The organism is Kitasatospora sp. NPDC040550 (genome assembly GCF_055594965.1).
The window spans coordinates 1-14,154 of sequence record NZ_JBVIWC010000006.1 but is presented as its reverse complement, the minus strand read 5'-3'; the positions used below and the strand labels follow the sequence as shown (position 1 = coordinate 14,154).

The 14,154-nt window shown below is 74.7% G+C and carries 13 protein-coding genes; 5 read left to right on the top strand and 8 right to left on the bottom strand.

Annotation, left to right across the window (positions count from 1 at the left end; all coding sequences use genetic code 11):
• Positions 1 to 11 precede the first annotated feature (11 nt).
• Entirely contained in the window at positions 12 to 2,384 is a 2,373-nt protein-coding gene (locus ACZ58X_RS11245; RefSeq protein WP_470333411.1) for an ATP-binding protein, read from the top strand.
• 155 nt (positions 2,385 to 2,539) lie between these two features.
• Here the strand turns inward: ACZ58X_RS11245 and ACZ58X_RS11240 are convergent, their stop codons facing one another.
• From ACZ58X_RS11240 to ACZ58X_RS11230, 3 genes are all read right to left on the bottom strand, one after another.
• The gene (locus ACZ58X_RS11240) at positions 2,540 to 2,980 is read right to left on the bottom strand and encodes a hypothetical protein (RefSeq protein WP_470333410.1); all 441 of its coding nucleotides are present in this window, start codon (positions 2,978 to 2,980) and stop codon (positions 2,540 to 2,542) included.
• Positions 2,981 to 3,113: 133 nt separating this feature from the next.
• Positions 3,114 to 3,887, bottom strand: a complete 774-nt coding sequence (locus ACZ58X_RS11235) for a YcnI family copper-binding membrane protein (protein WP_470333409.1) — start codon at positions 3,885 to 3,887, stop codon at positions 3,114 to 3,116.
• Positions 3,888 to 4,048: 161 nt separating this feature from the next.
• On the bottom strand, positions 4,049 to 4,912 hold the full coding sequence (locus ACZ58X_RS11230; RefSeq protein WP_470333408.1) for a hypothetical protein: 864 nt from the start codon (positions 4,910 to 4,912) through the stop codon (positions 4,049 to 4,051).
• A 363-nt stretch (positions 4,913 to 5,275) separates the two neighbouring features.
• Between ACZ58X_RS11230 and ACZ58X_RS11225 the strand changes: the two genes are divergently transcribed.
• Both ACZ58X_RS11225 and ACZ58X_RS11220 read left to right on the top strand, forming a co-directional pair.
• Entirely contained in the window at positions 5,276 to 7,270 is a 1,995-nt protein-coding gene (locus ACZ58X_RS11225) for an MGDG synthase family glycosyltransferase (RefSeq protein WP_470333407.1), read from the top strand.
• Positions 7,271 to 7,277: 7 nt separating this feature from the next.
• On the top strand, positions 7,278 to 8,036 hold the full coding sequence (locus ACZ58X_RS11220; protein ID WP_470333406.1) for a polysaccharide deacetylase family protein: 759 nt from the start codon (positions 7,278 to 7,280) through the stop codon (positions 8,034 to 8,036).
• 83 nt (positions 8,037 to 8,119) lie between these two features.
• Here ACZ58X_RS11220 and ACZ58X_RS11215 read toward each other — a convergent pair whose 3' ends face one another.
• A complete protein-coding gene (locus ACZ58X_RS11215) occupies positions 8,120 to 8,596 on the bottom strand; it encodes a MarR family winged helix-turn-helix transcriptional regulator (protein WP_470333405.1) in 477 nt (158 codons plus the stop codon).
• Between the two features lie 415 nt (positions 8,597 to 9,011).
• Here ACZ58X_RS11215 and ACZ58X_RS11210 point away from each other — a divergent pair, with 415 nt between their 5' ends.
• Complete coding sequence (locus ACZ58X_RS11210; RefSeq protein ID WP_470333404.1) at positions 9,012 to 10,520, top strand: tyrosinase family protein; 1,509 nt, start codon at positions 9,012 to 9,014, stop codon at positions 10,518 to 10,520.
• A gap of 141 nt (positions 10,521 to 10,661) precedes the next feature.
• Here the strand turns inward: ACZ58X_RS11210 and ACZ58X_RS11205 are convergent, their stop codons facing one another.
• Together ACZ58X_RS11205 and ACZ58X_RS11200 are read right to left on the bottom strand one after the other, a co-directional pair.
• Positions 10,662 to 10,988, bottom strand: coding sequence for a hypothetical protein (locus ACZ58X_RS11205; protein WP_470333403.1), 327 nt, complete (start codon positions 10,986 to 10,988; stop codon positions 10,662 to 10,664).
• A 63-nt stretch (positions 10,989 to 11,051) separates the two neighbouring features.
• Positions 11,052 to 11,450 (bottom strand): VOC family protein, encoded by a 399-nt coding sequence (locus ACZ58X_RS11200; RefSeq protein ID WP_470333402.1) that lies wholly within the window; start codon positions 11,448 to 11,450, stop codon positions 11,052 to 11,054.
• Positions 11,451 to 11,556: 106 nt separating this feature from the next.
• Here ACZ58X_RS11200 and ACZ58X_RS11195 point away from each other — a divergent pair, with 106 nt between their 5' ends.
• Entirely contained in the window at positions 11,557 to 12,585 is a 1,029-nt protein-coding gene (locus tag ACZ58X_RS11195) for a helix-turn-helix transcriptional regulator (protein WP_470333401.1), read from the top strand.
• Between the two features lie 354 nt (positions 12,586 to 12,939).
• Here ACZ58X_RS11195 and ACZ58X_RS11190 read toward each other — a convergent pair whose 3' ends face one another.
• On the bottom strand, positions 12,940 to 13,356 hold the full coding sequence (locus ACZ58X_RS11190; protein WP_470333400.1) for a peptidoglycan-binding domain-containing protein: 417 nt from the start codon (positions 13,354 to 13,356) through the stop codon (positions 12,940 to 12,942).
• 461 nt (positions 13,357 to 13,817) lie between these two features.
• A partial coding sequence (locus tag ACZ58X_RS11185; RefSeq protein ID WP_470333399.1) for a transposase occupies positions 13,818 to 14,154 on the bottom strand: 337 nt, incomplete at its 5' end.

The window sequence follows — 14,154 nt, the reverse complement described above, 5'->3', positions numbered from 1 at the left end:
GGAGGGAACGGATGGGGGCTGTTGCTTTCGCCGCGCTGCTGCGCGAGCGACGTCTGTCGGTGGGGTGGAGCCAGGACGAACTGGCGGACCGCTCAGGGGTGTCGACCCGGTCGATCAGTGCGCTGGAGGCCGGCGGCCGCCGGCCCCGGATGTCCTCGGTGGTCCGGCTCGCCGAGGCCCTCGGCGTCGACCCGGACACCCGGGCCCGCTGGCTGGCCGCCGCCCGGGAGACCGACGCACCGACGGCCGCACCGGCCCCGGAGCGCACTCCGCCACTCCCCGCCCCACCACCACCGCTACCCACGCCGGGCAGCTCGGGCCCGCAGCAACTGCCCATGGCGATCCGGCACTTCACCGGTCGGGCGCGCGAGCTCCGGGCCCTCGACGCCCTGCTCGCCGACGTGACCCCCGGCTGCGGCGCGGTCGTGATCTCGGCGATCGCCGGCACCGCCGGCGTCGGCAAGACCACCCTCGCCGTGCACTTCGCCCACCGGGTGGCCGACCGCTTCCCCGACGGCCAACTGTTCGCCAATCTGCGCGGGTTCGACCCGGCCCGGGCCCCGGTCGACGCCGCCGACGTGGCCCGCGGCTTCCTGGACGCCCTGGGTGTCCCGGCCCTGCGCATCCCCGCCGACCCGGACGGGCAGCTCGCGCTCCTGCGCAGCCGACTGGCGGGCACCCGGACGCTGATCGTGCTGGACAACGTCCGGGAGGCCGAGCAGGTCCGCCCGCTGCTGCCGGGCTCCACCACCTGCCTGGTCGTGGTCACCAGTCGCAACCGGCTGCCCGGCCTGGTCGCCCTGGACGGCGCGGTGCCACTCGCCCTGGACGTGCTCTCCCGCGAGGAGGCCCGCGAACTGTTCGCCCGCCGCCTCGGTGCGACCGCCGTCGCCGAACAGCCGGACGCGGCCGACGAGTTGATCGAGCTGTGCGCCCGACTGCCACTCGCCCTCAACATCGCCGCCGCCCGGGCCGCCGACCACCCCGGCACCCCGCTCGGCGTGTGGGCGCGCGAACTGCGCGACTCCCGGGCCCGCCTGGACCTGCTGTCGGCGGGCGACAGCCACGCCGACGTCCGGCTGGTGCTCTCCTGGTCCTACCGCGCGCTGGCCCCGCAGGCCGCCCGGCTGTTCCGGCTGCTCGGCCTGCACCCGGGCCCCACCATCACGGTGCCCGCGGCCGCGAGCCTCGCGGGCCGCCCGCCGGCCGAGACCCGCGCCCTCCTGGAGGACCTGCACCGGGCCCACCTGATCACCGCGCCCGAGCCCGGCCGGTACACCTTCCACGACCTGCTGCGCGCCTACGCCGCCGAACAGGCGGCCGCCCTCGAACCACCGCAGGGACGGGCCGGGGCGACCCGGCGGATGCTCGACCACTACCTCCACACCGCCCACCGCGCGGCCTGCCTCGCCTACGCCGACGACGCGGCCTGGCACCCGCTCGACCTCGCCCGCCCCGCCGCCGGGGTGACACCCGAGCACCTCGCCGACCGGCAGCAGGCCCTCGCCTGGTTCCGGCAGGAACAGCCGGTGCTGGAGCGGGTCGTCGACGCCTCGCACGCGGCCGGGGCCGACCTGCACACCTGGCAGCTGGTCGGCGCCCAGGTGCCCTACCTGCTCAAGTCGGGCCTGTGGCAGCAGTGGCAGCGCGCCGGCGAGACCGCGCTGGCCGCCGCCGAACGCGCCGGCGACCCCGGCCGCCGGGCCCACGCCCACCGCTGGCTCGGCCAGGTGCACCGCTCCCAGGACCGCCAGCCCGAGGCCCAGCGCGAACTGCGCCTGGCCCTCACCCTGTTCGAGGAGACCGGCGACCGGCCGCGCGAGGGCCGCACCAGGCTCGACCTCGCCATCGCCCACGGCGAGGTACGGGACGACGCCGAGGCGGTGGCCGAGTCCCGACGGGCCCTGGCCCTGTTCGAAGACCTCGGCGACCCCTCCGGGCAGGCGCTCGCCCTCAACAGCATCGGCTGGTACCTGGCCCAGCAGGGCGAGCTGCGCGCCGCGCTCACCCACTGCCGGCGCGCCCTGGACCTCGCCCGCGAGGTCGGCAACCTGCCCGGCCAGTCCTCCATCTGGGACAGCATCGGCTACATCCACCACCGACTCGGCGAGTACCGCGAGGCCCTGCCCGCCTACCACGAGTCCCTGAACCTGCGGCGGGCGGTCGGCGACTACTTCCTCCAGGCCGACATCCACACCCACCTCGGCGACACCCACCTCGCCCTCGGCGACCCGGAGGCCGCCCGGGCGGACTGGACCCTCGGCCTGGCCATCCTGGACGACCTCCAGCACCGCGACGCCGAAGCCGTCCGGGCCCGCCTCCACCGCCTCGACGCCGCTCCGGGCGCGGCCCGACCACCGGCGGCACCACGCGAGGGCGTGTGACGCCATCACCTCCCGAGTGGCAGCGGGAGTACGGGTCACGGGTACGGAGATCGGGCCATGAGCATGTCTGTACCGGCCGTCCTGGACGGCGCTTCGCTGGCGTTCGTACCCCGCCCCGCGGATCCCGCGCCGAGCCGAGCCACCGGACACATGCCCTAGGCGGAGCGGAGCACCGGGTCGAACTCCTCCAGCATGGCGTGGAGTTGGCGGGCCCCGTCGGCGAGGCGGTGGTCCGGGGCTCGGGAGAGCTCGTGGCACAGCAGGAGCGCCTCCTCCCGGTCGGAGGCGAAGATGCCGAGCGCGTCGACCACCGCCGTGTGGATCCAGTCCTCGTGGTTCGGGTCGGCGGCGGCCAGGGCCGTGGCGACCGCCGCCAGCCCGGCACGGTCCTTGCGGCGCAGGAGGGCTCGCGCGGTCACCCTGGTGACGTAGGTGTCGTCGGGGTCGAGGACCAGGGCCAGCAGCGGTCCTCGGGCCTCCGGCAGGTCGGCGAAGGCCGCCAGGCCGTGGCCGGCGGCGGCCCGGTCCCGGAGATCGGGGCTCTGCGCGAGCGCGCCGAGTGCCGTGACGGCGGCGCGTCGCAACTGCTGGTCCACCTGCCGCCCCCCCTTGGACGATGTCGGGGCACGGTACCACCGGGGCGGCCGGCAGGTGGTCCGTCTCACGGGCGGCGCAGGAAGCCGTCCTGGGGGCCGGTGCGGCGGGCGGGCGCCGCACCGGCCCCGGGGCTCACGCCGAGGTGCCCGTACGGCCGCGGCGGCCGAGCAGCACGCCCGCCGCCGTACCGAGGACGCCGACCACGATGCCGGCGATGCCGAGGCCGCGGGCGGTGGAGTCGCTGCTGTCGGCCTTCGCCGCCGCCGTCGTCGATGCCGTCGCGCTGCCCGTCGCCGTCGCGCTGCCCGTCGGCGCCGGGGTCGCGGCACCGGCGCTGTCCCCGTCGGCGGCCGCGGCCGTCAGGTGCAGCACCGGGGCCGGGTTCTTCGGCTCCGGCTGACCGGCCTGGGGCTCCTCGATCCAGCGCACCACGTTGCCGTCGCTGTACGTCTGGAGGGCCTTGAAGACGACCTGGTCGGTGCCCTCGGGCAGCGCGCCGAGCTCGACGGTGAAGTCCTGGTAGTGGCCGGGGGTGATCTGGCCGCCGGTCCAGATCACCTGGGAGACCACGTCGGTGACGTCCCCGTCGTCGGTGTGGATCGGGGTGGCGAGTTTGGTCGTGGTGATCTTGTCGGTCCAGCCGGGCACCGGCGTGACCAGGGCGGACGGGACGGGGTGGTCGGTCGGGAAGTCGATCTCCACCTTGACGGTGCTCTTGGTGTCGTCCTCGTTCGGCACCCGGAAGGCGAAGGTCCGGTCGGTGGCGTTCTTCGGGACGCTGGACGGGTCCACGATGACGTGCGCGGAGGCCGCCGTGGCAGCGGCCAGGACGGTCGTGCCCGCCAGGGCGGCAACGGCGGTCAGGCGGGTCAGGCGGGTCAGGGGAGTCAGGGGGGAAGTTCGCATGATGCGGTTGTTCTCCAGGGAGGGCACGCGTGCGCGCGCACGGGCGCGCGGCGGGCCGGTGTCCGAACCGGGCCGTCGTCGCCGTCGTACGGGAGATCGCGTGCGGTGGGTGATCCGGGGGTCGGGAGGACGGCCGTGCCCGGGAGCGTCCCCGCTCCGGGTCACGCCGTCGCGAGCCCCGGCGGACCGCGCCTGATCACCACGTGCCGCAGGAAGGCCGAGCACGCCCGGCCCAAGCGGTCGGCTCGCGACGCCCGGCGCACCGCGCGTCCCGGGGCGTCGAGACCGTCCCGCAGGGCCGTGAACAGGGCCAGCGCGCCTCGGAGTTGAGCCGCGCAGGCCCGCCCGGTGGCCTCGGCGACGCGGGCCGCGAGCCGGACCAGGGCCCACACCGCCGCCTCGCCCCGGCGCAGCCACCAGCCGGCGGCGAGGGTCGCGGCCAGGTGCGCCAGGAGCATCGCGGGGCTGAGCCCGGCGAGCGTCGCATGGCACCAGAAGCCGAGGTGGGTCGCCGCGACGGCGGTGTGGTGGGCGGTGCCCGCGCCCGCGCCCGCCGTGACGTGCGTCACGGCGGCACCACGGCGCCCGGCCATCACCGACATACCGGCCATGCCGGTCATGCCCCGCATTCCAGGCATGCCCGCCATGGTCGGCATTCCACTCATGTCCGGCATGCCGGCCGCCCCGGCAACCCCGCCCGGGCCGCCCCGCACCGTCCCCGCCTGCCCGGCCCCGGCCGCGGCCGCGTGGAACAACAGGTGCAGGCCCACCTGTCCGCCCAGCAGACCGCCGACGATCGCCCGAGCCGACCGCTCCCGCCGCGCGCCGAGCACGGCGAACGCCGCGACCAGCACCCACCCGAGCAGCAGCACGCCGGGCGGCAGCCGGTCCCCCGAGGCCAGCACGTGCCCGGCGGCGGACAGCACGAGGCAGACCGTCGCGAAGGGCAGGGCCCGCAGCACGCGAAGGTCGAGGGCGGCGGCGCGCACCGGCAGCGGTGCGGGCCCGGCGTCGAGGTCGGTCATGGCGGCGCCATCATGGCACGGGATCCCTGTGCCCCGTCGGGGTCTCCCCTGATTCGTCCCCGATCCGGCGCCCGGCGGCGTTTCGGCCTGCCCGGCCCCGGCTACCACAGCCGTACGACCCGTCCGGGAACCCGGGCCGCAGGCCTTCATCGCGGCACGCCGGAGGGGTAGTTGAGCTTAAGCGGATCTTCAGCAAGGCCCTGCCATCCTGACCGTGCCGCGGTTCGCCGCGGCCCCAGCCGCCGCTCGTCGCACCAGGCGGCTTCCCCCGCGCCCCGGCCTCGTCCGGGCACCGGAACGTGCCCGGACGGGTGCCGGAAGCCACCCGCCCCTGCCCCGTCACCGCCAGAGGATCGGCCGACCGTGTCGCAACTCCCGCACCTCCACGAGGCATCGGCGCACCACGCCGACGCGTCCCGTTCGTCCGTGCCCGCCGCCGGGCGCGTCGTCATCGTCTCCGCGAGCGTGGGCGCCGGGCACGACGGCGCCGCCGCCCAACTCGCCCAGCGCCTGGCCGGGTCGGGCCACACCGTCGACCGCTGGGACTTCCTGGACCTGATCCCCGCCGGGCTCGGGCCGCTGGTCTCGGAGTGCTACCGGCGGCTGCTCACCGTCGCCCCCTCCGCCTACCAGCGGATCTACTCCAGCACCGAGTCGACCGGGCGGCCGGGCGCGCTGATCCGGCTGATCCAGCGCAGCACCCACCGCAAGCTGCTGCGCGCGCTCCCGCCGGACACCCGCGCGGTGGTGGCCACCTACCCGATCGCCGGGCAGGTGCTCGGCACCCTGCGCGGCCGGGGTCGGCTGGCGGTGCCCGCCGCGGTCTACCTGACCGACTTCTCGGTGCACCCGCTCTGGGTGGCGCCCGGCGTCGACCTGCACCTGGCGGCCCATCCCGTCCCCGCCGAGCAGGCCCGCGAGCACGGGGCCGAGCGTGTCACGGTCGCGGGCCCGGTGGTCGACCCCCGGTTCACCCCGACCACGGAGGCCCTGCGCACGGCCGCCCGGGCCCGGTTCGGGCTGCCGCCGGGCGCGCCGCTGGCCCTGCTGGTGGCCGGCTCCTGGGGGGTGGGCGAGGTGGCGCGGGTGGCCGCCGAGGTGCGCGCCACCGGGGCGGCGGTGCCGGTCGTGGTGTGCGGGAAGAACCGGGCACTGGCGGAGCGGCTGCGGGCGGACGGCGTCGAGCACGCCTTCGGCTGGGTCGAGGACATGCCCGGCCTGATGCACGCCTGCGACGTGCTGGTGCAGAACGCCGGGGGCCTGACCTCGCTGGAGGCGTTCGCCGGCGGCCTGCCGGTGGTCAGCTACCGCTGCATACCCGGGCACGGCCTGACCAACGCGGCCGCCCTCGACCGGGCGGGCCTCGCCCCGTGGGTCCGCGACCCGGCTGACCTCGCGGCCGTCCTCGCCGCCATGGTCGACGGGCCCACCGGGCTCCGGTACCGGGAGGCCGGACTGGCACTGCACCGCGACGCGTCCGGGCCGGCGGAGGCCATCGCCGCCATCGCGGCCGGCGCCTCCCCCGCCGTACGGGCCTCCGGCGCCTCCCCCGCCGTACGGGCCTCCGGCGCCTCCCCCGCCGTACCGGCCGACGCCGCGCCCCCGGCACACGCCGCACCGCCGCCGCTGATCCCCGCGCAACGCAGCCGCCCCGACCGGGCAGCCGCACCCACCCCCGACCGCCGCCCCGGCCGGGCAGCCGCACCCACCCCGGACCGCCGCCCCGGCCGCCGCGTGGGCCTCGCGGTCGCCGCCCTCAGCGCGACCGCCTGGCTGTCCACCGCCGGCACCCAACTCGCCGTCGCCTACGGCGGGTTCGACGCCGTCGATGCCGGCCGCACCGGCCGGGCCTTCCTCGTGGTGCACCCGCCGCACGGCGGGCACCTGGACGACGCCACCCTGCGCGCCCTGTCGACCGTGCAGGCCGCCGTCTCGGTCGACACGGACGAGGCCGCCGCCGACCCGGCCGAGGTCCGCCGCTTCGCGGCCGCCGGGCTCACCCTGGTCAACGCCGGCTACGGCCCGCCGTACCAGAGCGGGATCGTCACCCGCCGGGACTCCGTCGAGGCCGGGGCCGACGCCCTGCGCTCCGCCACCGGCGCGGGCAGCTCCTTCTTCCTTTCCAGCCGGGACGTGGACGCCCTCGACCTCGGCCTCGCCGCCTACCACCGCGAGCACCTGGTCGTGCCGGACCTCCGGATCGCCTGCGGCAGCGCCGTCACCCCTCAGCTGAGACCCGGCCAGATCGTCCTGGTCGAGTGCGGCAGCGCCGATCCGGCAGGCCTCACCACGACCATGAACCGCCTGCTCACCTCCCACCGCCCGCCGCGCCTCGGCGCACTGACCACCCTTTCCTGAGGCCCCCATGAAGCCCCGCGCGCTCCCGCTGCTCGGCACCGCCGCTGCCACCGCAGCCGTCGCCGCCACCGCCCTCCACGCGGCGCCCGTGCTCTCCACCTACGGGCCGCTGCGCAACCGCCTGCTGCCCCGGCTCGCCGGGACCGGGCGCCCCGACCACGTGGCCCTCACCTTCGACGACGGCCCGGACCCGTCCTCCACCCCCGCCTTCCTGGCCCTGCTCCAGGAGCGGCGGGTGCACGCGACCTTCTTCCTGCTCGGCTCGATGGCCGTCCGCGCACCCGCGCTGGTCCGGGAGATCGCCGACGCCGGGCACGAGATCGCCGTGCACGGCTGGGCACACCGCCCGCTGCTGCTGCGCGGCCCGCGCGCCACCTTCGAGGACCTGCGCCGGGCCCGCGACACCGTCGCCGACCTCACCGGCACCGCGCCGCACTGGTTCCGGCCCCCGTACGGGGTCATGAGCGCGGGTGCCCACCTCGCGGCCCGCCGGCTCAGCCTGACCCCGGTGCTGTGGACGAGTTGGGGCGAGGACTGGACCGGTCGCGCCACCCCGGACACCGTCCACCGCACCGTCACCGCGGACCTGTACGGCGGCGGCACCGTCCTGCTGCACGACTCGGACTGCACCTCCGCCCCCGAGTCCTGGCGCTCCGCCCTCGGCGCCCTGCCCCGGCTGCTCGACCACTGCGCCTCCCGGGGCTGGCAGGTCGGCCCGCTCCGCGAGCACGGGGTCGGGGCGGGGCCGGGAGGCGGCGCGGCCTGAACCGAACGCGACGCCTCAGCCCGACGAGCGCCTCAGCCCGACGAGCGCCTCAGCTCGACGAGCACGTCAGCCCGACGAGCACGTCAGCCCGAAACGGACTGCGGCCCGCCCGCGATGCGGGCCGCCCTGGCACACACCCGCCGCAGCAGCGCGTTCAGTTCGGTGCGCTGGCCCTTCGTCAGCGGGGCCAGCAGGTCCTCCTGGACGGTGGCGGCGTCGCCGTGCAGCCCCTCCAGGGCGGCCTCGCCCGCAGCGGTGAGGGTCACCACCTCATGGCGGCCGTTGACCTGGACGACCATCGCCTGCACCAGCGCGGCCGACAGCAGTTCTTCTAGCGCCCGGGACACCTCCGGCTCCGGCAGGCGCAGCCGTGCGGCGAGGTCGGGTCGGGCGTGCGCGCCCTGCCGGGACAGCGCCGAGAGCACCGCCAGGTGGGTCCGACCCATCCCCCGGGCCCGCCACCGGTCCGCCAGCAGGCCGTCCGCCGCCCGGCCCGCCTCGGACAGCAGGTAGACCGTCTGCTCGAAGGGGCTCGACGATCCCTTCCGCCCGTCGTACACGTGCCGTCCAATCGCTGGGGGAGGGCTGCACCACCTCCGGTCCGGACGCCGGGGTGCCGACGCCCACGCCCGCGCCGGGCCGAGTCGTACCGGCGGTGAGCGGTACGGAACGCGCGGAGGGCGCGAGGACCACGGGCACGCGGTGCTGCGGACAGGCGGGAGCAGCCACACCCTACCCAGGCGCGGCGGCTTCGGTCTACATCGATGTCGTCGAACGGCGAGCTCACCGGCCTTGCCCCGCGCCCACGGCCCCGGTCACGGCCTGACCGCCGGTCGACGTACGTCCGGGCGCCGGACCGTGTCGGTCGTACAGAGACCTTCCGGGCTGCCACATACTCGCGATCGCTGTTCGAGAGTGCCCGCACCGCACCCGGCAGCCGACCCGAGCACCCGCCCCGAGCCCGCCGGAGGACCCGTGACCACGCCCCCGACCACCCCCGACCCCGATCCGGTCGTCGCGGCGCCGACGTACCTGGCGGACATCCGCACCTACTTCCGTCCCGAGGACGTGGCCCACATGGCCGCCAAGGGCATCGACCTCGGCACCTACGCCGGGGTCAAGCAGAACGCCCTCACGATCTTCGCCCACACCTCACCCCCCAACGCGGACATGCCCCCGGACGCGGCGGGCAAGTGGAGCGCCAACCGTTCGCAGACCTTCAAGAACTGGATCGTCAACGGCTTCCCGCTCGGCACCTCGACACCGGTCACGACGGCACCCGGCGGGGCGGCCCCGGCCCGGCTGCGCAAGGACGTCACCACCCTCACCGACGCCGAATTCGCCCTCCTGACAACGGCGTTCAACGGCGTCATGGCCCGCTCCAGCACCGCCCCGGACGGCTACTTCACGCTGGCCGGGCAGCACGGACTCCCGAAGGCCTGGTGCCTGCACCACGAGCCCCGCTTCAACCCCTGGCACCGCGTCTACCTGCGCGAGTTCGAGGACGCGCTGCGCTCCGTCCCGGGCTGTCAGGACGTGACGCTCCCCTACTGGGACATCGCCACCCCGCTGCCGGACCGCCTGCAGCACCCGCCGTTCGACCGGTACGTCCTGCCCGCCGACCCCGGCGCCACCGCGACGCCGCCGGTCACCGGGCTCTTCCCGTACACGACCCAGCGCTACTCCGTCGCCGACATCACGGCGAACCTGGAGCGCTTCGGGGTCCTGGCCGACATCGCCACGTCGATGGCCCAGTCCCTCTGGGGCGCGTCCGACATCAACGGCTACCAGAAGTTCTCGATCCAGGCCCACGACAGCGGCCACGGCTCGGTCGGGCCGACGATGGGCGTCCAGGAGGTCTCCGCCTTCGACCCGGTCTTCTGGTTCTACCACTGCAACATCGACCGGCTGTGGCTGCGCTGGCAGACGCTCAACCACGCGACCACCCTGGCCGGGTTCCGGACCACCCTGGCCGGCGGGGACGACAGCTGGCTCACCGACCCGAGCTTCAACCCGCTGCCGCCGTTCACCGCGACCGCCGACCAGACCATCGCCACCGACATCGGGTACGACCGACTGGACCTGCCCGCCGCCCTCGCGGAGACCGTCATGGAGAACCTCTCCGGCAGCATCGACGCCGCCCGCACCTTCTCCTTCCGCAGCGCCGACCCGGTCTCGGTGCGGGTGAAGGGCATCGACCGGCTGAACATCCCGGGGTCGTTCGTCATCAGCCTGCTCGCCGACGGCGAGCCGGTCGCGGAGCGGTTCTTCTTCCAGCCCAACAACCCGCGCCAGTGCGCGACGTGCGTCAAGCACGGCACCGTCAACATCGACTTCCGGCTGACGAGGGAACAGATCCTCGACCGCGCCCTGACCGTCCGGATCGACGTCCCGGGCCACTCCGAGGAGATCGGCACCGCCTTCCCGCTCGCCCAGGCCGGCAACCCCACCGTCAACGCCCGCCTCCTGGTCGGCGAGGCGTAGCCGCGGCCCGGCCCGTCGCTCTCCCTTCCCCCTCCCCCTCCCCCTCCCCCGTTCGCCCGGGAGCCCTGGATCCACACCGGGCTCCCGGGCGAACGGGGATCAGACGGCCGAACTCAGACGGCCGAACTCAGATGATCGAGCTCAGATGAAGGCGATGACAACCAGGACGGCCGCCACCAGCAGCGCGACCGTCAACGCCGACGTCCCGGTACGGCCGCCGGGGCCGCCCGAGGTCACGGCGGCCCAGGAGACGGCGGGGACCGCCACGGTGAGCGCGATCGCCAGCCACGTCACGGTCCCCATCGGGACCCCGGCGACCTCGGCCCCGAAGACGGTCGTGAACATCACCAGCAGCCAGGCCGTCGCCGTCAGCAGCGCCCAGGCCGCACGGGCGGTCCACCGCTCGACCGGGTCGGCCGCACGGAAGTTGCTGCGGGTCATCGTCAGGATCCGGGTCCAGTTCGTCACCGGAACATTCTGTCGAACCGGACCCGCGGGTACCAGGGGCGGACCTCGGCACCATCAGCGGGCTCAGCGGGCGAACTTCTGCTTCGCCGCCGAGGTGACGGGGGTGAAGAAGTTGACCAGGTTGCCGTCGGGGTCGCGGAACAGCAGCGAGCGGTTGCCCCAGGGCATCGTGGTGGGGCCGGCGACGACCTCGGTGAGGACGGCGGTCAGGTTGTGGTGGACGCGGTCCACGTCGTCGACGAGGAACTCGGTGATCACGCTGTGGTTGTCCGCCGGGCGGGCCGAGCCCGGGGCGAACAGCGGGACGGTACGGGTGCCGGCGATCGCGAGGGTGGCGCCGCCGATCCCCAGCTCGGCGAAGTCCTCGGTGGCCCACACCGCCCGCACCCCGGTGGCCTGCTCGTAGAAGGCGACGAGGCGGGCGACGTCGGCGGTGATGATGCGGATCGAGACGAAGTCCATGGGGATCTCCTTGGCTGAACCTGAAACGGGATTCGGGAACCTGCACGTCGCAGGCTAGGCGGAATACTGGACAGGTTCGGTCCTCTATTCCGGCTAGGCTGCGAACATGCCCCGACCCACCGCCCGTGTGCTGACCCTGCTGGAGCTCCTGCAGTCCGGCGGCACCCGGACCGTCGCCGAACTCGCCGACCGGCTCGGCGTCCAGGGGCGCACCGTGCGGCGGTACGTGGACCAGCTGAGCGAGCTGGGCGTCCCCGTGGATTCGGTGCGGGGCCGCTACGGCGGGTACCGGCTGGCCCCCGGGTACCGGCTGCCCCCGCTGATGCTCGGCGAGGACGAAGCGCTGGCCGTCCTGCTCGGTCTGCTCGCCGGCCGCCGGGCGGGTCTGAGCACCGCGGAGCGCACGGCGGGCGAGACGGCGGCGGCGAAGATCCGACGGGTCCTGCCCCAGCACCTGGCCCGTCGGCTCGACGCGCTCCTGGACGCCCTCGCCTTCACGGACCGGCCCGGCGAGTTCGACACCCCGGACGCCGAGGTCCTGCTCACCCTCGCCGACGCCGTCCGCCACCGCCGACCGGTCTCCCTCCGCCACACCGGCCGCGACGGCCACCGCACCGAGCGCACCCTGCACGCGTACGGGATCGTGGCCCACGCGGGCCGGTGGTACGTCACGGGGCGGGACGCCGGGCTCGACGAGGACCGGACCTTCCGGCTCGACCGGATCGCGGACGCCCGCACCCTGCCCGGCTCATTCGCCGTGCCCGACGGCCCGGATCCGGCGGAGCGGGTGCTGTCGGCGTTCGCCACGGCCGAGTACCGGCACGAGGTGACCGTGCGGATCCACGGGACGGTCGGACAGATCCGCGCCGGCCTCCCGGCGAGCGTCGCACGCCTGGCGGACGGTGCTCCCGGGGACGGTGCTGCCGAAGACGGCGCTCCCGAGGACGACGCGACGGTCGAGCGCTGGCGGGTGGTCGAGCTCCGGGTGGAGCGGCTCGACTGGCTGCCCGCCGTACTCGCCTCGCTGGACCGGCCGTTCGTCATCGAGCGGCCCGGCGAACTGCGCAAGCTGGTGTCAGCACTGGCCGATCGCCTCGCCTCGTACGCCCGCGACCACACCCCCGGACACGCCTGAGCCGCGCCGCCGTACCGCCCGCAGCGGCCATCTCTGCGGCGATGGCCGCAGTTCAGGGCCGGCCGGCCAACTCCGTGGCTCGGCCTGGCCCGCAGCCGGACAGCCCGGCCGGCGCTCTGAGGGGCGGAGAGGGGGCCGTTTGCGACGGTGAGGTGAGCACGAGCCAGAGATCACGAAGACCCCCGCCCCCGCCATCCGGGTCCGTGCAGTTCGAGGACAGCCATGGCCGCGGCACCTTGTGCGACGGACCGGCTGGATACAGCGCCGGATAGCGGCACGCCGGGCGCCGACGGCGGAGACCGTCGACGCCCGGCTTCACGGGCCGCAGGCTGGGAGCCGGTTCGGATCAGTCGATCAGAACTTGTTGCAGACTGTCTGGGCGTCCAGGTTGGCGTGCCAGTACATGGCCCTACGCGTCTGGGGACCGTAGACACCGTCCGCGGAGAGGCCGACCCGGGCCTGGAAGTCCCGCACCGCCTGGGCCGTGGCGGGGCCGTAGTAGCCGTCCTCGGCAAGGCCGTTGGCGCCGTCACACCGGTGAAGCGAAACCTGGAGGTCATAGGTCCCGGAGTTGAACCCTGACTGCTGACCCATGACACAGTCCACCGAGCCGGTGGACGACACCGGCACCCAGGTTCCGTAGCCACCCACCGAGACCTGCTGCCCCGTCGAACAGGCGGGAAGGGACGACGCACTCGCCGTCGGGGCGAAGCCGAGCAAGGCGGCAAAGGACAGGGCCGTGGTGCCCAGGGCAATTGCGCGACGCTTCATGAGAGCGCTCCTGAACGGGGTGTAGAAAGGTTCGGGACACCCCCGTGACGCCCCGAACGACGATGGCTCTCGGCCATCCCGGGAGCATCGTACATTTGAGTGATCAACGCTCCACTCAGGGGCCGGAGTCGGGGCGATCCCCTGTCCGCCACCACGAGCAGCGCCGGATCCGTCGGGTCACGGCCCCAGCCTCACGCCGACCCCGCAGCTCGACCTGCCCTGCGGCCCGAGTTGCCCGGCCGGCACACCGCACAACGACCTTCCCGGGGCCGGCACGGCCGTCGCCCACCCACCAGCCTCGCTGCACTCCCCGCCACCAGGCCATTTGACCAGGGCACATGGAGAGCTCCCACTGGAGTACTAGGGCGTGTTTCGAAAGTGCTGGTAACAGCCACTCGTTGATGGCTGCGACCAGCACGGTCGCTTCGTAGCGGACGGCGATTTTGATGCCCCTATGGATGTCAATCGGCTGATGCTGGTGCAGGAGTGGGCTTCCTGGCTGCGGTGATGAGTTGGTAGATCTCGCGGGCGACGTAGCGTTTGAGGCAGCGAATGGCTTCGCGGCGGGTCTTGCCTTCGGCGACGCGCCGTTCCAGGTACTCGCGGCTGCGGTTCTCCCAGCGCAGGCGGGCCAGGACGATGGTGTAGAGGGCGGAGTTGGCTTGCCGGTCACCGCCTCGGTTGAGCCTGCGGCGCTGGGTCGTGCCGGATGACGCCTCCACCGGGCTGACGCCGCAGAGGGCGGCGAAGGAGCCCTCGCCGCCCATCCGGTCCGGGTTGTCGCCAGCTGCTATCAGC